The sequence below is a fragment of the Lactobacillus kimbladii genome (assembly GCF_000970755.1).
In the GTDB taxonomy this organism is placed as follows: Bacteria; Bacillota; Bacilli; order Lactobacillales; family Lactobacillaceae; genus Lactobacillus; species Lactobacillus kimbladii.
The window spans coordinates 74,058-95,774 of the sequence record NZ_KQ034006.1 but is presented as its reverse complement, the minus strand read 5'-3'; the positions used below and the strand labels follow the sequence as shown (position 1 = coordinate 95,774).

Below are 21,717 nucleotides of genomic sequence, written 5' to 3'. Positions count from 1 at the left end.
GATTATTTTAATTAGCAGAAGCGTTTACTGCCTGAATCAGCGCGTTCCTAAACCCTTCTTCTTCAAGTTTTGTTACGCCTCTAATTGTCGAACCGCCCGGTGTTGTAACTTCATCTTTTAGCTCCTCGGGCAATTTTTTACTAGCGAGTGCCAACTTACTGGTGCCTAAAAGCATCTGGTTAATTATCTGGTATGATTCAGCCCGGTTAACTCCATTCTGTACTGCGGCATCACTGAGAGCTTCAACCATTAAATCAACGTAAGCAGGCGTGCAACCAGCTACAGTACCATAAATGCCTAGTAGTTTTTCAGGCACAACGTAAACTGCCCCCATTTGGGTAAAAATGTTTTTCACAGTAGTAATTACTGCCGGCTTTTCATCAGGTATAAAGCTGGCAACTGTAATACCCGCACCAATTTGCACCGGTGTATTGGGCACTATTTTGGCAAAAGAAGTTTCTGCTGGCAGCTTTTGATTAATTTGAGTCAGATCACCGCCGCCAGTTGACAGGATAATGCCGTGATATTTTTGCCCTAAATTTTTGATGATTGTTTCAGTGGCAGATCCGCCTACCGCTACTATAACTGCTTGACAAGCATTAAAGTCCTCATAATTATTAATCAAGCTTAAGTGACGTTCAGCTGCCATTTTTTGCGCAGTGTGATGGCGTCCACCGTCAAAAACATAAATGTCTTCACTAGGATTTTGGGCATTCAACAAACCCTCAATAATTGCAGAGCCAATTTTACCAGCTCCAATAAAGCCAATTTTCATCAACAAGCACCTTTTAAAAATCTGTTTGGTCTGGATCATTTGCTACTTGGGCTGCTCCATGCAAACCATCAAGTTTTGCCATATCAGCCGCAGTAATAGTAAAGTCAAAGACCTGCAAATTAGCTTCAAGGCGCTCGCGATGAACTGATTTTGGTAGTGGAACAAAACCATGTTGCAATGACCAGCGTAATAAAACTTGTGCCGGACTTTTATCATAATGTTGCGCAATAGAAACTACCGTATCATTGGCAAACAAACCACCTCTACCTAGTGGCGAATATGCCTCGCTTAGAATACCAAGTTCTTTATTATAAGCCGTTACGTCTTCTTCCATATCACTAGGGTTGAGATAAATTTGATTAACAGCAGGACGGATCTTAGCGGTTTTTAGAAGCTCATCCAGGTGTTTACGTCTAAAGTTGGAAACGCCAATTGCGCGAATTTTTCCTGCTTGAACTGCCTCTTCCATTGCCTGCCAGCTTTCCGCATTCAATTCAGCCCAGTGATCACGCACCGGAGCCGGATTAGGCCAATGGATTAAGTACAAATCAAGATAATCTAAATCCAGTTTAGTTAAACTTTCATCAATTGCTGCTTTAGTTTTCTGGTAACCGTGATGATCATTCCACAACTTAGTCGTCACAAATAAGTCACGCCTGTTAACTCCACTTCGTTTAATGCCCCGGCCAATGCTTTCCTCATTGCCGTAGGCAGCAGCAGTATCAATTAAGCGATAACCGAGACTCAGCGCATCCTCAACGGTTTTTTGAGCAACTTCACCATCAGGAGTTTGCCAAGTTCCCAGTCCGATAACTGGGATTTTGACGCCATTATTTAATTCATAAGTGTCATTTAAAGATTGAATTTTGCTAGTCATAATTTTTCACCTCTCACCACTATTATACCGAACTGAGCTATACTTCTACAGCAAAAAATAGCAATTATTGCGGCTGTTTTTGAAAGTCACTTTTTAGTAAAGTTACAAATTGCGGATAAGTAGTTACTTCATACAGCGGATGCAGATTCATCTTATTCTTGCGCCTGCGATGGTTATACCAAATACTGTCAAAACCATAGTTTTCTGCTCCTAATATGTCTGACTGCAGTCCGTCACCAAAAAAGACAGTATCTGCTGGACCAATATTAGTATGAGCAAAAAAGTAATCAAAAATCCGGGTATCAGGCTTAGAAAAACCAGCTTCTTCAGATGTCACAATTAAGGAAAAATAATCCTTAATCCCCGCTAATTCCAAGCGATGCCTTTGCATGAAGGTCTCACCGTTGCTTAAAACCGTTAAGCAATAATTTTGTTTACGGGCATACCGCAAAGTATCCATAACTCCCGGCAGCAACTTGTACGACTCACCAAAATAAGAACGATATTCATTCATTATTGCTAAGCCATCAACTGCAATACCCAAATTTTCTTTAATAAAATTGGTAAAAGCCATTCTACTCAGCTGATCATAATTGATCTTGCCTTGTTCCAGCTTACGCCACAGTCCTTGATTATATGCATGGTAATCACGTTGCATCTCATCAGTTAACTGCCAATGATGTGCTTTAAAGAGACTATGCAAAGCAAAGCTTTCCGTGGTAGCAAAGTCAATCAAAGTATCATCAACATCAAAAATTATTTGTTTATAACGCAAGCAATTTCTTCCTCTCCAAATATTCCTAAGAATATAATGCGTATTCACTAAAAATAGTGTGGAGATTCATTATAACAATATTTCACTGATAAAGGACATAATTAACTATTTTTAAATTTTGCTTACATTGCTACTGCTATTTCACAAAATAAGATATAATATCCTTTAATTTAAGCAAAAGGGGTGATTGGGCATGTTTACATTATTAGTGATTTTGTTTCTCATTTGGCTTTTGGTCAAAATGGGAATTGGGATTGTCAAAATCCTATTTTTCCTTTTAGCTTGTGCTCTTGCTTTCTTTTTCTTAATTCACTTATTCATTCCTGCAATTATTTTTCTAGGGTTAATCTTACTTTTCTTCGTAGCAGTCAGGCATTAGTTTTACTTTAAAAAAATAAAGATATATTCAAGCATAATAAGTATTAGATTCAACTTATTGTGCTTTTTTCTTGCTTTGAATTCTATATATTTTTTTATTAGTCCCAATAACCTACTCGGACATCAAGTTAAGACTTTTGTTCGTGTTTGGATGCAATCTTTGCTCTAGAAAATACAAGATATTGTGGTATAGTTCTAATTGTAGCCATAGATGATGTGTCTGTGGAACAATTTATCAATTTTAAGGAGTAACTTTGAACATGAAAAATACGAGCATAACCTTAGATCAGGGTTACATTGATCAAGTGAAACAAAATGTCACTCCCCATTGGGGAGAGCTTGGCTGGGTTACTTATAAAAGGACCTATGCCAGATGGCTTCCTGAAAAAAATCGTTCCGAAAATTGGGACGAAACGGTTAAACGCGTAATCGAGGGCAACATTAATTTGGATCCCCGTCTCAAAGATTCTCCTGCAACAGAAGTAGTTGATGAACTAACAAATGAGGCTAAGGATTTATTTAAACTGGTTTACGGTTTAGGTGCAACACCTTCTGGAAGAAACCTGTGGGTTTCTGGTACAGACTACCAAAAGCGCAACGGTGACTCTTTGAACAATTGCTGGTTTATAGCTATTCGGCCACAGAAATATGGTGACAGCCATATCGTTCCCGATTATTTAGGCCAAAAGCAAAAAGCAGTTTCAATGCCCTTTTCATTTCTTTTTGACCAATTAATGAAAGGCGGCGGCGTTGGCTTTTCTGTTGTGCAAGACAATATTAAAAAGATTCCTGCAGTCGATAACAAAATTGACTTAACGATTGTAATTGACAAAAAGAGTGCTTCATACGCAGATTCAGTTAAGTTGGGCGCGACTGACAAAGCTGAATGGGCTAAGCAAAACGAAGGTAAGTCAGATTATATTTATTACAACTTGCCTGATACCCGCGAGGGCTGGGTTTTAGCAAACGCTCGTCTAATTGATATGCACTTTAATCAAACCAATTCTGAAAATAAGACTAAATTGGTACTCGATATCAGCAGAATTCGTCCTTACGGAGCTAAAATTCACGGTTTTGGCGGCACGGCTTCTGGACCAATGCCATTGGTGGAAATGCTTTTTGATATTAACAACATCATTAATAACCGTGTTAACAGCAACTTAACCTCTGTTGATTGTACTGATATCTGCAATTTGATTGGTAAAACTGTTGTTGCCGGCAATGTCAGAAGGTCAGCAGAGCTCGCTTTAGGTACGAATACTGACCAAGACTTTATCACGATGAAACAAGATAAAGATAAACTCTACCACCACCGCTGGGCCTCAAATAACAGTGTAGCTATTGACTCTAACTTTAATGAATACGAACCAATCGCAAACGGTATCAGGGAAAACGGTGAACCCGGAATAGTTAACCTTGACTTATCTCGTAATTATGGCCGGATTATTGACGGCTATCAAAAAGATATTGATGGTGACGTTGAAGGTACTAACCCTTGCGGAGAAATTTCCTTGGGTAATGGTGAACCATGCAACCTGTTTGAAGTATTTCCATATATTGCAGAACAAGAAAATTGGGATCTGAAAGACGTTTTCAGATTAGCAACTCGTTTCGCTAAGCGGGTAACCTTCAGTGACTATGACTGGGAAATTTCCCGTAACATCATTTATAAGAACCGGAGAATTGGTGTTTCCATGTCAGGTATCCAAGACTGGCTGTTAAACGATTTGGGTCACCGCGTTGTTACCGGCTTTGAAGACAGTATTGATGAAGAAACTGGTGCAAAAATCAAGAAACCAATTTACGATCCTCAAGGAATTAAAATGGTTACTGAAGCTTACCAAGCCGTCATCGATGCTGATAAAGAATACAGTAAGACTTTGAATTGTAATGAATCAATCAAGCACACAACTGTTAAGCCTTCAGGTACTGTTGCCAAACTGGCTGGAGCTTCTGAGGGAATGCACTTCCACTATGCCGGTTACCTCATTCAAAGAATCAGATTCCAAGCTTCTGATCCGCTGCTCAAAGCACTTGACGCTTGCGGTTACTATTCAGAACCAGATATATACTCACCAAACACGACTTGTGTTGAATTTCCATTACGTGCTGCTCACGCTGATAGTAAAAACTTCGCTTCAGCTGGCACAGTTTCAATTGAAGAACAGTTTGCAACGCAAGCATTCCTGCAAACTTACTGGTCAGATAATGCAGTTAGTTGTACTGTTACTTTCCAAAGCGATGAAGGTGACAAGATTACTTCACTCTTTAAGCAATACCGTCATGTAATTAAGTCAACTTCACTGTTGCCATACTATGGCGGCTCACTCAAGCAAGCGCCAAAAGAGCCGATCGATAAAGAAAAATACGAAGAAAGAAAAGCCCAGATTACCGGTGATGTCGCTCAAGTCTTTGCTGAGCAAAATGATGATCAAAAAGACTTGGAGTTAGTTGACCAAACTGACTGTGAATCCGGTGCATGTCCTGTTAAATAATTTAAGTAGGCGAAATTATAATTATGAAAAAAAACAAGCTACCAATAATTGCTAGTGTTGCAACCATTTTTGCCTTTACTTTATCCGGTTGCCAGAACAATCAGACCCAGCAAAAGCCTAAAGCAAATAATAATATTTCTGTTAGCTATGTTTTAGCTACGAAAAAAGATACAGAAAAAAAGACAGTTAAAGTACCTAAAAAGTCTACTGTTATGACTGGTCTAAAAAAGGCCTGGAAAGTAGACAGCAATAAAGGGTTCATTACTGCAATTGATGGTAAAAAGCAAAACGCCAAAAAGAAAATATACTGGACTTACACCGTTAACGGAAAATACGCTACCAAAGGTGCTAACCAGCAAAAAGTCGCAAGTAACGATAAAGTAAAATTCACTTTAGCAAAAATGAAATAAAAAAGTCCGTGCAAGCGACTAAGTACGAAATATTTTAGTGCTTGCACAAAAAATTTATAGATTGGGAGTTTTTATATGAAAAAAAGCAAATTATCTGTTTTAACCGGAATTGCCACTATTTTTACCTTTACGTTTGCAGGTCTTGAAACAACCCAAAACGTCCAACAGGTTGATGCCAGCAGCAAGATCAAGGTCACTTATACTCTGAAAGTACACAACAAGACTTATAAAAAGAAGACAGTTAAATTGCCTAAGCACTCAACAGTAATGCGCGGTTTAAGAAAGTGCTGGAAAGTAAAGAGTACGAATGGTTTTATTACTTCTATTGCTGGTAAGAGCCAAAAACCAAGTAAAAAAATCTATTGGACCTACAGAATTAATGGTAAGTTCGCCCAAAAAGGCGCAGCAATCCAAAAATTGGCAAACAAAGACAGGGTTAAATTTACTTTAGCAAAAACTGGCTTCTAAAGTTTGCTATGGTACGTAATTCAACCAAGAAGTTAGCATTACTAGCGATTTTAACCGCCATGTGCGTGGCACTAAGAATTTTTAAGATTATACCTGTACCTAATGTCCAACCAGTGACTGATATCTTAATGATTGTAACTTTAAATATTGGTTTTGGTTTTGGCTTTGCCTTAGCTCTTTTAACCATGGTCGTCTCCAACATTTACTTAGGCTTTGGCATCTGGACTGTATCACAGGTTTTAGCTTACGGCGGTTGCGTTTTAACCGTTGCTTTGCTAGGTAAATTTACACCGCTTAAGAAACACTTTACTTTACAATTAATTCTCGCCGTTTTTCTTGGCTGGGAATATGGCTGCTTTGTCGACTTCGGTATGTCTATTTTTGGTGGTTTTAACGCTTTTTTAGCATATTGGGCCGGCAGTCTAGTCTTTGACACTTATCATGCAGTCGGTGATTTAGTATTTTATCCCATTTTATACAAGCCACTGAACATTGCACTTGATCATTATAAACGGAGGCTTTTATGACAATTAAAATCTATACTAAGGTGGGCGATCAAGGTTTCACTAAACAGGTTACCGGTAAAATGGTTCCTAAATATGATTTGCAAATTGTCGCCGTTGGTGATATTGATGAGCTTGATTCATATCTCGGAGTTGTAATTGCCAACTTGTCTGCCAAATGTCAAAAATTGCATGATCCTTTACAGAATCTGCAACGTGACCTATATGAGCTTGAAAGTGATATTGTTGTCAAAAGGCATGAAGAAATTACGACAGAAAAAGTGGAGAATTTAGAAAAAGAAATCGACAACCTCAATGAACAAATTCCTAAAACAACCCATTTCATTCTACCTGGCGGTTCGGTTACTGCCACACATCTGCATTATGCACGTACAGTGGCCAGACGAGCAGAACGTTCAATGGCTAAGTTGAACGCTGAGGAGCAAAAACTTGCTCCTGCTTGTTTAAAATATATCAATCGCCTGTCAGATTATCTTTTTATCTTAGCGCGCTACGCCAACGTCTTAGATGGTGTGCCAGAGGTCAAAAGTAAAATCAAATAATCTTACTCATATTAAAAAAGCGGAGTAGTTTCAATTAAGAAACTACTCCGTTTTTAGTTTATTCAAAATTAATACTTTACTGCCACCATAGTTTGATCAATCCCTGTGTACCCAGGTCGCCTAAATGCTTTTCATCAACCAAAGTCTCATATAACTTTTTAGCTTCTTCAGTGGCAGGCAATTCAATTTTCATTTCTTTAGCTGTCTCCAAAGCAATACGTAAGTCTTTCAAAAAATGTTTACTGAAAAATCCTGGGGTATAGTCACCCTTTAAAACTCTCGGACCGTAATTACTTAGACTCCAGTTAGCAGCGCTACCCGCACCGACGGTTTTGAGAACTGCTGTGAGATCAAGGCCGGCCTTTTTAGCATAAACCAGCATTTCTGTCATGCCAGTCATCGTACCTGCAATCATAATCTGGTTTGCCATTTTGGTATTCTGACCCGCACCAGCTGGTCCAAAAAAGTGAACTTGCTTGCCGAAATCCTTAAAAACAGGTTCCAAGTTTTGATAAGCAGATTCATCTCCACCAACCATGATGGTCAAGGTACCATTTTTAGCGCCCAGGTCACCACCAGAAACAGGAGCATCCAGTACTTTAGCACCCTGCTTTTCACCTGCAACAAATATTTTTTGGGCTAAAGCCGGTTTTGAAGTTGTCATATCAACCAGGTTTTTGCCTTTGACATCCGCCTGCAAAATGCCATTATCGCCAAAATAAACTTGTTCAACATCTTTCGGAAAGCCCACAATTGTAAAAATCGTGTCTGCATGTTCAACAACTGCTTTAGGATTCTCACACCAAGTGGCACCCTGAGCAACTAAATTATCCGTCTTGCTTTTTGTCCGGTTATAAACCCATAACTGATGATCAGCCTTTAACAAATTAAGACAAATTGCATTGCCCATTACGCCAGTGCCAATAAAACCTATTTTCATCATCAACATCTCCCTTATAAAAGCGTTCTCTCGACAACTTAATCATACCACTAACTTATCTTTAATAAGCAAGTTTTTTATTTATTTAGGTTTTGGTTAACAAAAAGTTCTGCCTGCTCACCATATTCCGGCATCCCCAGCAATGTAAAATTTTTAACTGCCCATTTGCACTTAGATAAATATTCTGACTTATGCTCAACTAGTACATTTTTAAATAAAAAATTTTAGTTTGCTATTTGACTTAACCTTAACATTAAGTACTACAATTTTGATAATTATAAAATTTTATGTTACAGGTGAGAGCAATTCACACAATTGCTAGCTCACTCTTACAGGAAAGTATTTTATAATTATTAATAAAGATTGAATAAATTAGTGCAGGAGGCACTTGATAATGAACAAACATGAAGATTTTTTACTAAACCAGATTGCCGGACCCAAAGATCTTAAAAAATTAAGTATCTCTGAAATGGAAAAATTAGCCCAGGAAATCAGAACTTTAATCTTAGAAAAAGATGCAGTTGAAGGAGGGCATCTAGGTCCCGACTTAGGAATTGTGGAGGCCACAATTGCCTACCATTATGTCTTTAATGCACCCGAAGACAAAATTATTTGGGACGTTTCGCACCAAACATATCCCCATAAAATGTTAACAGGACGGGCACAGGCCTGGCTTGATCCCGATCACTATGAAGACGTTACTCCATATTCTAATCCGGACGAAAGTCCTTATGATTATTACTCAATCGGTCACACTTCAACTTCTATTGCGCTAGCAACAGGTATGGCTAAGGCCCGCGATTTAATGGACAAGCATGAAAATATCATGGCTTTAATTGGTGATGGTTCGATGACTGGCGGACTGGCCTTTGAAGGCTTAAACAATGCCGCAATTGAAAAACATAACTTGGTAGTTGTAGTTAATGATAATCAATGGTCAATTGATGAAAATGTTGGCGGCTTAGTGACAGCTCTAAAGAAATTACGTGATTCAAACGGCCAGACTGTCGAAAATCCGTTTACAGCTATGGGCTTTGATTACCGCTATGTCGCAGACGGCAATAACCTGACTGATATGATTGCTGCTTTTAAAGCAGTCAAAGATGTTGATCATCCCATTTTATTACACATTAATACACTGAAGGGCAAGGGCTATGAGCCCGCAGTTTCTGATGAAGAGGCTCACCACTGGGTATCACCCTTTAATTTACAAAATGATCAACCACTTGCTCCAGAAAGTCAGGAACCTACCCCTAATTCAGTGGCGCTTGACGTGATTAAAGATGAGATTAAAGCAGGAAAGAATGTCATGGCGATAGATGCAGCCATTCCGGGTGTCTTTGACCTAGAAGAGTTCAAAAAAGAATTTCCTGATCATTACACGGACGTGGGCATTGCTGAACAAGAGTCTGTTGCTTTTGCCACGGGGTTTGCCAAAGAAGGTGGGATTCCAGTTCTAATGGAAAATTCTACTTTCTTACAGCGTGCTTTTGACCAACTTTCTCACGATACGGCTGCCAACGACCTGCCTGTTGTAATGCTAGTAGCTGGCGGACAAATTTCTAACCAATCAAAAACGCACTTGGGAATCTTTGACCAAGTAATGATTTCTAACTTACCTAACTGGATTTATCTTGCTCCTACTACACTAGAAGAAGAAAAAGCAATGATTAAGTGGGCCATTAAACAAAGAAAACACCCAGTTGCTATTAAAATGCCGGCCAATGTGCCAGATGCTGACAAACAAATTGTAGCAACTGATTACTCAGAAATTAAATATCGGGTTAAACCAGGCAAAGATGTGGCTGTCTTAGCATTAGGTGACTTTTATCAATTAGGTAAAGATGTAGCACATAAGTTAGGAGCTACCCTAGTCAATCCACTCTCTGCCAATATTTTAGATAAACGAGCCCTAGACGAATTAGCAGCCAATCATCAAGTAATTGTTACGCTTGAGGATAACTCTCTAGATGGCGGCTTCGGGCAAAAAGTGGCTTCTTATCTGGGCAAAGAAAAAGTTAAGGTACTCAATTACGGCCAAAAGCGCGTTTATACCGATCAAACTCCAGTTAAAGAAATTTACCAGCAAAATCATTTAACTACTGCTCAAATTGTGGCGGATGTACAGCAGCTTTTATAATTGCAAACTATGGCTGCAAGGAGTTGATTAATAATGACTAAAAAACATAAAACTATCATAGCAGGCACATTGCTATTAGTGTTATTGCTACTTGCGGTTTACATCTTCAAAAACAACTACCAGAAAGAAAATGGTGCCAGCATTCGCATCGCTACGCCGACACTTTTTGTACACGGCTGGGGCAGCAGTTACCACGCCGAAGAAAGTATGGTGGCTTATGCTCAAAAAAGTCATGCTACTAATTCTGTCATACGCGCTGATGTTAATCCTGCCGGTAAAGTCACTTTACTAGGGACAATTAAAAAACGGGCCAAGAACCCGATAGTTGAAGTTAACCTCCAAAATAATAAAAGCATTTTTGCCGGAATAAATAATCAAACTTCTGCCATGAACAAAAGCAGCAATTATATCAAAGATGTAATCACTGTACTGCAAAAAAGATACCGTTTTAACCGCATTAATTTAGTAGGTCACTCTATGGGTAATTTACAGATTGCCTATTACTTACGTAACAACGCCACTAATGCGCACATGCCCCAACTAAATAAACAGGTTTCGATTGCTGGTCATTATAATGGCTATGTTGGAGAACAAGGGGCACCAAATAAAACTGTCTTAAATCGCGCTGGCAAACCGCAAAAAATGAGTGCAGGCTACCGCGGACTTCTAAGTTTGAGAAAAAAATTTCCTCAAAAAGCTGCAGTTTTAAATATTTACGGTGACACGGGGTCTGGCAGTGATGGTGATGTCACCGTTAACTCTGCCCGTTCTTACCGTTACTTAGTCAGTAAACGCGCCCGTTCATATCAGGAAAAAGAAATCAGAGGTCCTCGCGCCCAACATAGTAAATTACATGAAAACACACAAGTTGACCGTTTGCTAGTTAACTTTCTCTGGTAATTAGCTTACTGTATTTTACCTTGATCGTATAAGCTTATTTTGTTTTTTAACCGCGCAATGGTAACTTGAATATTTTGGTCTTGCTTTTCTAGCCTATGCAATTCTTTGACTAAAATTTGCCGTCTGGGTTTCTTAGTATCACTGCCCTGCTGCATCAATTGAGTATATTCCAGCAAATCATTTACCGGAATTTTCACTTGACGCATGCACTTAATAAAACTAATCCAATTAAGATCTTTTTCTTCGTAGTTTCTGACACCATGTTCCTTCTTTATCGCAGGTATTAAGCCCATCTTTTCATAGTATCTGAGAGTTACAGGAGTCAAATCTACTTTTTCAGCCACTTCCGATATTTTCATTATTGTTCCTCTTTCTGATAGACCTAAACTTAAATCTAAGTTTAAGCATTAGCTAAAAAAATATATTGAGTTAAACACAGCGATTGTTCTTGCTTGTTTTACCTAATATTGATTGAAAAGTAACCTATAGTTAATAGTTATAGGCGCTTTTTATATTTCAATTTTACCGATTAGTTAAAATTTTAGTCATACTACTTTTTTATGTAAAATACTTTTTAAACATGATCTAGTATAACTTGTTTGCATTAAAGGGACTTTTTAGAGGCAAAAACAATTTAGCAAGGAGAAGATAATATGGAACTAAGAGTTTTAAATTACTTTGTAGCCGTGGCCCAAGAAGGCAATATGACCCGTGCTGCCAGAAAGCTGCTTATCTCCCAGCCAGCTTTATCAAGACAAATTGCTGAACTGGAAGCTGAACTTGGCGTTAAATTGTTTAGCCGTAAGTCGCGGCATTTAGCTTTAACTCCAGCAGGTCATTATTTACTTGAACAGGCACAGGAAATTTTAGACTTATCTGCTAAAACCAAAAGAAATCTAACAAAAGCTTCTTTTATTAGTGGCGACTTGACCATCGCTGCGGGAGAAAGCCTCGGGATGCAGCGGGTCATGAATGTGGTCAGCGCAATTATTAAAGAGCACCCTTCTGTTAAAATTCACCTATTAAGTGGAGACTACAGTTATGCCGAACGCAAGCTAGATAACGGGACGGTTGACTTTGCAGTCATTATCGGAAACGTTCCTTTAGCTAATTACGCCTCTTTAACCTTACCCGAAAGAGATACTTGGGGGATTTTAATGCCCGCTAATGATCCTTTAGCGCAAAAAGCAGTGATCAAACCAGTAGATTTACAAGGACGTTCTTTATTAAATTCACAGCAAGCGCAAAAAATGCACCTTTTTCAAAACTGGCTAGGAAATTATTATGATTCAGTCAATTTTATTGGCAGTTATAATTTAAATTTTAACGGTACTTTGATGGTTAAGAATCATGCCGCATTAATGCTTACTTTAGATAAATTAGCTGATACGTCTAAAGATTCGGGCATTACGTTTAGAAAATTACAGCCAGAGTTGCAGCAAGCTATCAGGGTGGTTTGGAAACACGGTGTTAATTTATCACCAGTCGCAGAATTATTTTTAAAATTATTGCGGGAATCAATTTTTGAGTAATAGGATTTAATGCAATAAAAGAAAAAGAGTTTAAGAGACTTAAAAGTGTGTGGGAAAAAAGTGCTCTTTGAAGTTAAATTAAAAAATTTCACAATTTAAAAAGACTGACAAATCAACGTTTTATTGACGTGATTTGTCAGCCTTTTTAGTTAAGTTAGAGTTTTTTCCCAGACTCTTTTAGTGTTAACTGCCGGTACTTTGGTATTTTTGTAAAAATACCCGCCATAACTGATAAATTACGATAAAAAAGAATACACATGCGCCAGGAATTAGCAACAGCCATATCCACTCATGTTCGACTGCAATTTTTTCTTGTGGAATTGAAGCAACCCAGCCGATTGGCAAGATAAAGGTCATAATTAGCCTTAAAGCCGACGAATAGATCGCTAACGGGTATTTACTCATGTCAAAAAAGTCAAATGTTGTTTCTGCCAAGTTGGCTAAACCACTAGAAAGTAGTGCAACGATATTACCTAATACAGCTAGTCCTAAGAAGATGAGCGAAGTAAAAAGTGAAATAAAAATAAACATGACCGTGATATACCATGGATTATGCAACTGCATATCCACAATTATCAACAGCAACAGCGCAACAATTAAATCGCCCCACGCATCTTCATCGACTCGTTCATTAACAAGCTGAAATAAAGGATTGACGGGTTTAATTAAGATTGTATCTAAACGCCCGTCATGAATATAGTCTGAAATATTGAGCGCATTGATAAAAAAGCAACGAAAAATAGCAAAAGCTAGAGTTGCCAAGGCACAAGTTAAAAGCAACTGTGCAAAACTATAACCCTTAATGCGAGGCACAATATTAAAAATAAATCTTAAAGCGAGGATATTAAGCAAGTTTTGAATGATCATCCCTGCTAGCGCAAAATAAAAGTCCAGGTCATAAACAGCAAGTGATTTTAAATTTACTTTTAAATAAGTGGCTAACAATTTTAAATATCTCATTATTACCCTCCTTGAATCACAGTTGAAACAACGGAGCGCTTAAACAAGAATTTAAAAAGTACGTTGAAAAAAATAATGTAGACAAGCTGGATCAAAACTACTTGAATAAATAAACTCCACGATGGCTTTTGCGCCAGCATTCCTACTGCACCAAATGAATATTGAAACGGCAAATAAGCGGCCAACTTTTTGATCACTGCCGGATAAAAATTGGCCGGAAAAATATTGCCAGCTAATACCAATAGTATTGCTTCTTTAAAAGTGGAGATGCCCCAAATACTATAAGTGTAAAAAGAAAATGTCCCTAAAAGCAGTTCCAGTTCAAAATACAATAAATACGCCAAAGTGATTGTTACTAAGACCATTAAAATTGTGCTCACTGCAATTTGAAAATTCAGAATCCATAAACAAACTAATAAATCCACTGTACCAATCACTGCAAATTTGACAACTGAATAGCCAATGCTTTCCCACAGTAGCTGCGTTGCAAATGCTACTGGTTTTAACAGGTCAAGTGCAATATCACCAGAACGAACTTTATCATTCACATCGTAGCTGGTTTTAGGAAAAAGCACGGTCAAAAGCTGCATTAATACCAAATAACTAATTGTTTGTTTAAATTCACCGTTTGGCTTGCCAGTTAGAACAGCTTGCCACAAAAAATACTGTACGGTAAGCGAAATTAAAGATGAAAACAGCCAGAAAATCAAAGCATATTTTGAAGCTAGTCCTTTTTTTATGCCTATTTTAATGAGCATCATTCTATATCTCATTATTGCACCCCCTGTCGAGTGAGGTGCGCCAATAAATATGCCAATTTATTGCTCTTAACTTCAATATTGGCAACTGGGATGCGGGCAGTAATTGTACTTAACACTTCTTTCAGATTTTCTTGCTTAATGCCTGCAATCTGGTATGAACCGTTTTTAAGCTGCATCATGTTGGGCCATTGCTTAATTAAATCAGCACTTAATTTATCTGCACTGGTAAACGTGACCGTTGTGGGCACATCTAATTCTGCTAGTTGTAGACTACTTTGATCTAATACCAACTGACCTTTATTCAAAATTAAAATGCGTGAGCATACTTTGGCTACTTCATCGAGATCGTGCGAAGTGAAAATGATCGTTTTATCAGTTAATTGTTGTAAAAATTGCGTGATGCTATTTTTAGTCAGAACGTCAAGTCCAATTGTGGGTTCATCTAAAATAAGCAGTTCAGGATCGTGAATAAGAGCTGCAATAAATTCAGCTTTCATCCTTTGACCCAAACTAAGGGTGCGCACCGGTTGCGTTAAAAACTCGCTAGCCTGCAGCATCCGCGCTAACTTTGTTACCCGTTTGGTAAAAATATCCTCCGGTACTTGATATATTTCACGGTTGAGTTTGAAGGTGTCTATTGCGGGCAAGTCCCAGCGTAATTGGCTTCTTTGCCCGAATACTACTCCTATTTTAGCCGCATTTTTTTGTCTGTTATTAAGCGGATCTCTACCAAAAGTCTTGATACTGCCGCCATCAGGCTGCAAAATACCTAAAAACATTTTGATCAAAGTTGACTTGCCGGAACCATTTAACCCCACTAAGCCAACATGATCTCCTTGATGAATCTCTAGAGAAACATTTTTTACTGCGTCAAAAATGCGATATTCTTTGTGAAACAGCTTAGCTGCTTTCACCTTACGATACCGTTTCGCCAGGTTCTTGGTTTCAATTATCATTAATTATTCCCCAATACTTAATTCAGAGTGCAGGTTTCATCCCCAAATAAAAACCAACATTTACCTTGAACCGGCGTTTCCAAATCATAGCGCCATTATAGCGCTTAATTCTTATTTTTCCAAACTCCTGCAGTTACTTTGAAAATAAAGCCAAGATAAAAATGGCCACAATTACCAAGATATCTGCGAACTTCATCTTTTCTTTAAGGAAAATATCGCCAAAGATGACGCTGTATAAAGAGGTCATATTTAAAAAGATCCAGGCAATGCTTGAGTTTGGTGAAGACGTTGCCAAAGTATAAGTTACTTGCGCTAAAAGAGTCAAAACCGCCCGGGAACCATAAATTAGATAAACCTTACCTTTGAGATTTTCAGCGCTGATTTTAAGAGTTTTGTTTTTATAAATAAAAGTAATTAAGGTAATTAAGCAGCGCACATAAATTGTCATGATAGTAAAAAAGACCAGATCAATCGGTTTGATAAGGCCTTTAGTTAATAACGGTGAAAGTGCTGCTTGAATAATCAATAAGGGCGCAATTACGGCAAAAGTAGTCAACAGGTTTTTCAAATTTAAATTATTGTGGCGCTGTTCGAAAACAATATAAATAACCACGATCACCGTGGAAATAATCGAAACCAGATATGAAGATTTGCTAAAGTAGCCCATAGTCAGCAAAATGGCCCAAGGAATAAAAAGATCGGTTACCTTGCTCAAAAGCACAGACTGCATAATTGAAACTTTTTTGAACACATAACTGTAGCCATAAGCGACGACCTGAGCCAAAAAAGCATATAAAAGGACTTTAATAAGATAGTTGTTGGTTATTCTGGGACTAGGAAAACTGTGCAGGACGTAAATTAGAAAGAAAGTCACTAAAACCGAGCTGCAAATATTATTTAAAAAGTTCACATCAATTGAGCTTTGCTTCCGATACCCCATTTGATAACGGTCAATAACTGATATTATTCCCCTGGAAAATGATGAAATGGTGGCAAAAATAATCAACCAAATATTACTGATAATCATGCTTCCTCCATATGAAAAACATAGTCTAAAACTATTACTAATATTTTGGTCTTTGCAGCCACAATTAAAAAGTCAGAGAAATATTTATTATCAGTAACTATGAGTTGTTCAGTTACTAAAATCCAGCCATTGGACATACAAAGCTTAAATGTATTCAAATGAAATCCACTTAAGACTAATCATAAAAATACAGTATTTGGTTTGAATAGTACTTTATTATACATCAAGTTTAACATTCAAAAAAGTAGCTGTGAATCCTAATTAAGGTTTATAAATGCCAGCTACATTTTGTTTAAACATTAAAAGCAATATGCTAAAAAAGACTAGGATTTTTTCACCCCAGTCTTTTTATATTATTTACGCTTTACTATATGCCAGTCCTCGTTTTAGTCTCTTCCAAAAACTGGTATCTTCTGTTTGTAAAATTACGCCTTGATAAATTTTACTAATGTATACTGTTAAAGCAACAATACTTACTATTAAAATTACCAACGACAAAATAACTTCCATATTACCAACGTGGCCATTAATTATACGAATCGGCATCATGAATGAGGAAAAGAATGGTACATAGGATAATACTTGCGGCAGAATTTGTTCTGGGTTAGTAATAAGCGCAAACGACAGGAAAAATGCAATCAGGGAAAGCATTGTAGTACCTTGAGCAGCTTTTGAAGAATCTTCCGGCTTAGCTACTAAAGCTCCTGAAAAGGCTGCTAATATCGTATAAATAATTACACCAAGAATCAGAAAAATGAGATTGACATTTAACAAATTGCCCAAAATTTTATTTATTACTACTTGATTGTTATGCATAAAAGAAGCCGTAATTTTTGCATGCAATGCCCAACGGTAAGTTGCCCAGCCGCCAACAATATAAATGATGAGCTGAGTAAAAATTACGCCGAAAATACCCAAAATTTTGCCTAAAAAATATTTCGCAGCAGTTGTACTGGAAAAAATGATTTCCATAATCTTCGTGCCCTTTTCAGAGGCTATTTCTTGAGCTGTAATACTACTGTAGGACATCAAAACCATGTAAACGACCATAATCACAATAATTAAAGACACCATTTTAACCAATTTATCTCCCTGATGATTTTTCTGGAGTACTTCGCGATATTTTGGCTGCTGCTGTAAGGCTTTAAGCTGATGTGGTGCTAATTGCGCCTTTTGCAAATTCAGTTGACTCTGCAAGACTTGTAAATAGCTTTTTACTTTGGGCTTTAGTTCATCATCAATAGATGATATTCCATGATAAATGGCCTTAACCTGCTTTTTTTGCGTTTCAAATACCAAGTAGCCATCAATCTTTTCTTTTTTGACAGCCTTTTTAGCAGATTCAGCGGTTTTAATTTTAGCATCAACATATTTATCATTATTTTTAATAAAGTTTTGGCGAACTTGCTCATTGGAACTGATAACTGCAATCTGACTGTCTGAATCAGAACTAGCACCGATAGCTCCTCCTAAGGCACTACAGCCAATTATGAAAAACGGTCCCAAAATCAAAAGCAGAAAAGACCAAGACTTAACTTGATGACAATAAGTTTGTAGCGTTACGGTCCATAGTTTATTCATGTTGTTCACCAGCTTCCATTCTAAATATTTCGTCAAGCGTTGGTGGTTGTTGCCGGAACTCTTCAACATATTCGCCATTTGTCAATGCGTCAAAGACTTCCGAACCACTATTTTCATTGTCAATTCGCAAAAGATATTGGCCATGCGCTTTCTTTTCTACTTTTTTAACGTGAGGGAGCTGCAGCAATTCTGCAAGCGACTTAGTAGTTTTGCAGTAAATTTCTGTTTTACCAAATGAGTCACGAACAGCGTCAACTGTACCACTTAAAACAACTTGTCCCTTTTTCAACATGATTAAACTATCGCAAATTTCTTCGACATTTGACATATCGTGACTGGAAAAGATAATTGCTGCATTATTCTTTTTAGCATCTAAAACTGCGTTTTTAAGCAAATCTGCATTTACCGGATCCAAACCACTAAAGGGCTCATCCAAAATAATTAACTGGGGCTGATGAATTAAAGTACAAATTAACTGCACTTTCTGCTGATTACCCTTCGAAAGTGTTTTTATTTTGTCACTTTTCTTACCCTGCACATCAAAGCGTTTCAGCCAGTCATCAATTTGCGGTTTTATCTCTTTTGCAGGGCGGCTTTTTAGTTGCGCCAAATAAACAATTTGCTGCTCAATAGTCATTTTGGGCAGTAAACTACGTTCTTCTGGTAAGTAGCCGATAGTATCAAAAGTTTTTTCAGTAATGGGCTGATCTTCCCAGGAAATTTTTCCGTCGTAATGAAGAAAATTTAAAATACTGTGAAAAGTGGTGGTTTTCCCTGCACCATTTTGACCAATCAAACCCATGATTTCACCAGGCTGAATGGTAAAGTTAACGTCTTTAAGAGCCCGAAAATCACCAAAGCGCTTACTTAAATGCTCTACTTTTAGCATAGCTCCCTCCTTTATTCTAATAACAATATAAGCAGATTTTACTATATGCACTAATATAAGCGCAATACTTTTTTTAAGCAGACTTAAGGCAATAATATTTACACTACTACTTTCATTCATTTTTTATTGGGTTTTAGTCCAAAGTAAAAGACTAATAAATTATGTTAACGAAGCATTAATTTATTAGCCTTTTAAAGTTTATGATCAAATATTTTTAGTGGAAGTTTGTAATTGCCTGTGCAATAGGTACTGAGCCATTGGCAATATCAAATTCCTTTTGGTGTAATTTTCCCGTTAAAATAATATCAGCAATCGTTTGGGCCACATCTTGACGAGTAATTGTCATATCTGCAATAGAATCAGTAAAATGATTTGCCACTTTGATCTTTCCCGTTCCCTTTTGATTAGTCAGTGCCACTGGCCGTAAAATCGTATAGTCGAGTGAACTGTGCAATAACCACTGATCAGCATAATATTTTGCCGCATAGTAATAATTTTGCGGTCCTGCTGCTGGTGTATTATCCGACCAAAAGCTGCGATCGTCAGATTTAATTGCACTAATCATGATAAAACGGTGAACGCCAGTTTCTTTTGCCGCATTAATTGCTTTGACCGCTCCATCAAGGTCAATCATCATCGTTGCATCAGCACCGGTTTTGCCACCTGAACCCGCCGCAAATACAACTACATCAACCGTTTGCATTACTTTTACCAATTGCCCTTGCGGTCCTGCTAGATCAACAAATGCAGTAGTAATTCCCTTTTCTTGATATGCTTTTTCCTGCTCATGGGAGCGCAAACCTGCAATGACTTGCAAGTCTTACTTTCTTGTAGAATTTTTACCAATAATTGCCCAATCTGTCCGTGAGCACCAATTATCAGAACTTTCAATTTGTAATCACTCCAACTTTGATAGTCTCTTTATATATTTTAGCTAGATAAATTATTAAAACATAAAAACTGATACAACTTTAAAAAATCGTATCAGTCATGCTTTTATTATTTATCTTCCTTAAACAAAAATGTACCACGAGTATCAATTACTTTACGATACCAGTAAAAAGAATCTTTAGGAATTAATTGTCCTGAACCATTGCCATAGTCATCGTAATCTACAAATATAAATCCATATCGCTTGCTCATTTCTGCTGTTCCAGCACTAATAATGTCAAAAGGCGCCCAGGAACAGTAAGCAAATATTTCTGCACCATCATTAATTGCTTTCAACAATGCAATTAAATGTTCATTAGTATAATCTATTCGATAAGAATCATGCACTTTTTTATCTTTAGTCAAAACGTCATTATAACCAAAGCCATTTTCACCGATCATCATTGGCAAATGATATCTGTCCCAATAAGCTGAAATATGTTCATATAATCCATTAGGGTTAATACCCCATCCCCATTCGTTGGCTTTAATATAGGGATTCTTTTCAACTTCTGCAGGTTCCATTGAGTCTTTAGTTGCATCAACTGTATTTGTATAATAGTAACTAACACAGAGAAAGTCAGCAGTATTCTCTTTAATTACTTCTAGATCTCCTTCTTTTATTTGGAGATCAATATTATTATCTTTAAAATAGTTCAGAATAAACTGCGGATATTCACCTCGAATTGGCACATCACCAAAGTAATACTGCAAGCGATTTCTCTTAAACGCCAATAAACTGTCTTGTGGTGAAGGAGTCATTGGATCAACCAATGAATCTGCTAACATTACACCCATTTTTAAACTACTATCAAGTTCATGTGCATATTTAGTTGCCATAGCCGAAGCTACAAATTCGTGATGAATCGCTTGATATTTAGCTTCTTGATAATTATCAACCTTGTCCATCAAAATTCCTAAAGAAGCAAACGCCTCAAAGTGAATCAAATTAATTTGGTTAATGACTATCCAATATTTTACTTGCTTATGATACCTATCAAGTATAACTTTGCTATAATTTACAAACAATTTGATTAATTTACGGTTATACCAGCCTCCATATTTTTGTACTAAATTCAACGGCAATTCATAATGATTAATTGTAACAATTGGCTCAATACCCTTTTTCAGCATGTAATCAAACAAATTATCATAGAATTGAAGCCCTTTTTCGTTTGGACTATCTTCATCCCCATTAGGGAAGATTCTTGTCCATGCAATCGAAAGGCGTAAAGTCTGACAATGCATTTTGGCTAGTTCATCAATATATTCTTGATAGCGTTCATAAAAATGAACTCCTTGCCGTTTAGGATAATAGTAATCACCCTCAATATATTTCTTTAAGGTTTCTGAATCCATATCATTAAAATGTAAGTCTGTTTTTGGGACATTCGGTAAATAAGGCTGTATGTCAGCGGTACTCAGTCCCTTACCATCCTGTTCAAAAGCTCCTTCCGCTTGATTAGCAGCTATTGCCCCGCCAAACATAAATGAATCTGGAAAAATTTTATTCATTACTATCTTCCTTTCTTGATAAAAATATTTTCAATAATTCAATTAACTTTTCATCGCAATTAATCTCGCTAGAAATAGTCATTAAAGTGTCTTGTGCATGTGCAAATAATGGGGAGTATTTATAAGTCACACCGTTTGCTTCACTTTGAATTATATGTGTTTGTGAATTATGCGCCTCCGTTATTTCCTTATGTGCCAATTCCATTTTTTTACTTGCTTCTGTAAAATCAGCCTTTTTCGCACATTCAAAGGCTTCATCTGCATAATTTCTGGCATTACCAGCAGACATAATTATTTTCATCGATACTGAAATCAATTCTTTAGATTTATCTTCCATTCTTC

Annotated in this window: 23 protein-coding genes; 8 read left to right on the top strand and 15 right to left on the bottom strand. The window is 37.2% G+C overall.

Annotation, left to right across the window (positions count from 1 at the left end; genetic code table 11):
• Window positions 1-7 precede the first annotated feature (7 nt).
• The 3 genes from proC to JF75_RS00445 all read right to left on the bottom strand — a co-directional run bounded on the left by proC (window position 8) and on the right by JF75_RS00445 (window position 2,427).
• On the bottom strand, window positions 8-775 hold the full coding sequence (gene proC / locus JF75_RS00455; protein WP_046331392.1) for a pyrroline-5-carboxylate reductase: 768 nt from the start codon (window positions 773-775) through the stop codon (window positions 8-10).
• Window positions 776-788: 13 nt separating this feature from the next.
• Window positions 789-1,652 carry an aldo/keto reductase gene (locus JF75_RS00450; protein WP_046331391.1) on the bottom strand — a complete coding sequence of 288 codons (864 nt, stop codon included), beginning with the start codon at window positions 1,650-1,652 and terminating at the stop codon, window positions 789-791.
• Window positions 1,653-1,716: 64 nt separating this feature from the next.
• Window positions 1,717-2,427 carry a YjjG family noncanonical pyrimidine nucleotidase gene (locus tag JF75_RS00445; RefSeq protein ID WP_046331390.1) on the bottom strand — a complete coding sequence of 237 codons (711 nt, stop codon included), beginning with the start codon at window positions 2,425-2,427 and terminating at the stop codon, window positions 1,717-1,719.
• 638 nt (window positions 2,428-3,065) lie between these two features.
• Here JF75_RS00445 and nrdJ point away from each other — a divergent pair.
• The 5 genes from nrdJ to JF75_RS00415 all read left to right on the top strand — a co-directional run bounded on the left by nrdJ (window position 3,066) and on the right by JF75_RS00415 (window position 7,244).
• The gene (gene nrdJ / locus JF75_RS00435) at window positions 3,066-5,300 is read left to right on the top strand and encodes a ribonucleoside-triphosphate reductase, adenosylcobalamin-dependent (RefSeq protein ID WP_046331388.1); all 2,235 of its coding nucleotides are present in this window, start codon (window positions 3,066-3,068) and stop codon (window positions 5,298-5,300) included.
• A 23-nt stretch (window positions 5,301-5,323) separates the two neighbouring features.
• The gene (locus JF75_RS00430; protein WP_046331387.1) at window positions 5,324-5,710 is read left to right on the top strand and encodes a DUF4430 domain-containing protein; all 387 of its coding nucleotides are present in this window, start codon (window positions 5,324-5,326) and stop codon (window positions 5,708-5,710) included.
• A gap of 75 nt (window positions 5,711-5,785) precedes the next feature.
• Window positions 5,786-6,178, top strand: a complete 393-nt coding sequence (locus tag JF75_RS00425) for a DUF4430 domain-containing protein (RefSeq protein ID WP_046331386.1) — start codon at window positions 5,786-5,788, stop codon at window positions 6,176-6,178.
• A gap of 8 nt (window positions 6,179-6,186) precedes the next feature.
• Window positions 6,187-6,705, top strand: a complete 519-nt coding sequence (locus tag JF75_RS00420; protein WP_046331385.1) for an ECF transporter S component — start codon at window positions 6,187-6,189, stop codon at window positions 6,703-6,705.
• A complete protein-coding gene (locus tag JF75_RS00415; RefSeq protein ID WP_046331384.1) occupies window positions 6,702-7,244 on the top strand; it encodes a cob(I)yrinic acid a,c-diamide adenosyltransferase in 543 nt (180 codons plus the stop codon). Before JF75_RS00420 ends, JF75_RS00415 begins: the two co-directional genes overlap by 4 nt.
• Window positions 7,245-7,320: 76 nt before the next feature.
• Here JF75_RS00415 and JF75_RS00410 read toward each other — a convergent pair whose 3' ends face one another.
• On the bottom strand, window positions 7,321-8,184 hold the full coding sequence (locus JF75_RS00410; RefSeq protein WP_046331383.1) for an NAD(P)-dependent oxidoreductase: 864 nt from the start codon (window positions 8,182-8,184) through the stop codon (window positions 7,321-7,323).
• A gap of 394 nt (window positions 8,185-8,578) precedes the next feature.
• On the opposite strand from JF75_RS00410, the gene JF75_RS00405 reads away from it, so the two are divergent.
• Both JF75_RS00405 and JF75_RS00400 read left to right on the top strand, forming a co-directional pair.
• Window positions 8,579-10,324, top strand: a complete 1,746-nt coding sequence (locus tag JF75_RS00405; RefSeq protein ID WP_046331382.1) for a 1-deoxy-D-xylulose-5-phosphate synthase — start codon at window positions 8,579-8,581, stop codon at window positions 10,322-10,324.
• Window positions 10,325-10,357: 33 nt separating this feature from the next.
• Window positions 10,358-11,224: an alpha/beta hydrolase gene (locus JF75_RS00400; protein WP_071196434.1), complete on the top strand. Its 867-nt coding sequence runs from the start codon at window positions 10,358-10,360 to the stop codon at window positions 11,222-11,224.
• A 5-nt stretch (window positions 11,225-11,229) separates the two neighbouring features.
• Here JF75_RS00400 and JF75_RS00395 read toward each other — a convergent pair whose 3' ends face one another.
• Complete coding sequence (locus JF75_RS00395; RefSeq protein ID WP_038520624.1) at window positions 11,230-11,583, bottom strand: MerR family transcriptional regulator; 354 nt, start codon at window positions 11,581-11,583, stop codon at window positions 11,230-11,232.
• Between the two features lie 294 nt (window positions 11,584-11,877).
• On the opposite strand from JF75_RS00395, the gene JF75_RS00390 reads away from it, so the two are divergent.
• Window positions 11,878-12,756 carry a LysR family transcriptional regulator gene (locus JF75_RS00390; protein WP_046331381.1) on the top strand — a complete coding sequence of 293 codons (879 nt, stop codon included), beginning with the start codon at window positions 11,878-11,880 and terminating at the stop codon, window positions 12,754-12,756.
• 183 nt (window positions 12,757-12,939) lie between these two features.
• On the opposite strand, the gene JF75_RS00385 is transcribed toward JF75_RS00390, so the two are convergent.
• The 10 genes from JF75_RS00385 to JF75_RS00345 all read right to left on the bottom strand — a co-directional run bounded on the left by JF75_RS00385 (window position 12,940) and on the right by JF75_RS00345 (window position 21,712).
• Window positions 12,940-13,719: an ABC-2 family transporter protein gene (locus tag JF75_RS00385; RefSeq protein ID WP_046331380.1), complete on the bottom strand. Its 780-nt coding sequence runs from the start codon at window positions 13,717-13,719 to the stop codon at window positions 12,940-12,942.
• On the bottom strand, window positions 13,719-14,489 hold the full coding sequence (locus tag JF75_RS00380; protein WP_046331379.1) for an ABC transporter permease: 771 nt from the start codon (window positions 14,487-14,489) through the stop codon (window positions 13,719-13,721). Before JF75_RS00380 ends, JF75_RS00385 begins: the two co-directional genes overlap by 1 nt.
• Window positions 14,489-15,433 (bottom strand): ABC transporter ATP-binding protein, encoded by a 945-nt coding sequence (locus tag JF75_RS00375; protein ID WP_046331378.1) that lies wholly within the window; start codon window positions 15,431-15,433, stop codon window positions 14,489-14,491. Before JF75_RS00375 ends, JF75_RS00380 begins: the two co-directional genes overlap by 1 nt.
• A gap of 133 nt (window positions 15,434-15,566) precedes the next feature.
• Window positions 15,567-16,460: an EamA family transporter gene (locus tag JF75_RS00370; protein WP_046331377.1), complete on the bottom strand. Its 894-nt coding sequence runs from the start codon at window positions 16,458-16,460 to the stop codon at window positions 15,567-15,569.
• Entirely contained in the window at window positions 16,457-16,618 is a 162-nt protein-coding gene (locus JF75_RS10555) for a hypothetical protein (protein WP_167334198.1), read from the bottom strand. Before JF75_RS10555 ends, JF75_RS00370 begins: the two co-directional genes overlap by 4 nt.
• Window positions 16,619-16,817: 199 nt before the next feature.
• A complete protein-coding gene (locus JF75_RS00365) occupies window positions 16,818-18,041 on the bottom strand; it encodes an ABC transporter permease (RefSeq protein WP_046331376.1) in 1,224 nt (407 codons plus the stop codon).
• A complete protein-coding gene (locus tag JF75_RS00360; protein ID WP_046331375.1) occupies window positions 18,034-18,930 on the bottom strand; it encodes an ABC transporter ATP-binding protein in 897 nt (298 codons plus the stop codon). The genes JF75_RS00365 and JF75_RS00360 overlap by 8 nt, the downstream gene beginning before the upstream one ends.
• A gap of 214 nt (window positions 18,931-19,144) precedes the next feature.
• Window positions 19,145-19,747, bottom strand: a complete 603-nt coding sequence (locus JF75_RS00355) for an NAD(P)H-binding protein (protein WP_052726832.1) — start codon at window positions 19,745-19,747, stop codon at window positions 19,145-19,147.
• A gap of 182 nt (window positions 19,748-19,929) precedes the next feature.
• Window positions 19,930-21,375, bottom strand: coding sequence for a glycoside hydrolase family 1 protein (locus tag JF75_RS00350; protein ID WP_046331374.1), 1,446 nt, complete (start codon window positions 21,373-21,375; stop codon window positions 19,930-19,932).
• A complete protein-coding gene (locus JF75_RS00345; RefSeq protein ID WP_046331373.1) occupies window positions 21,368-21,712 on the bottom strand; it encodes a PTS sugar transporter subunit IIA in 345 nt (114 codons plus the stop codon). The genes JF75_RS00350 and JF75_RS00345 overlap by 8 nt, the downstream gene beginning before the upstream one ends.
• Between the last annotated feature and the right edge of the window lie 5 nt (window positions 21,713-21,717).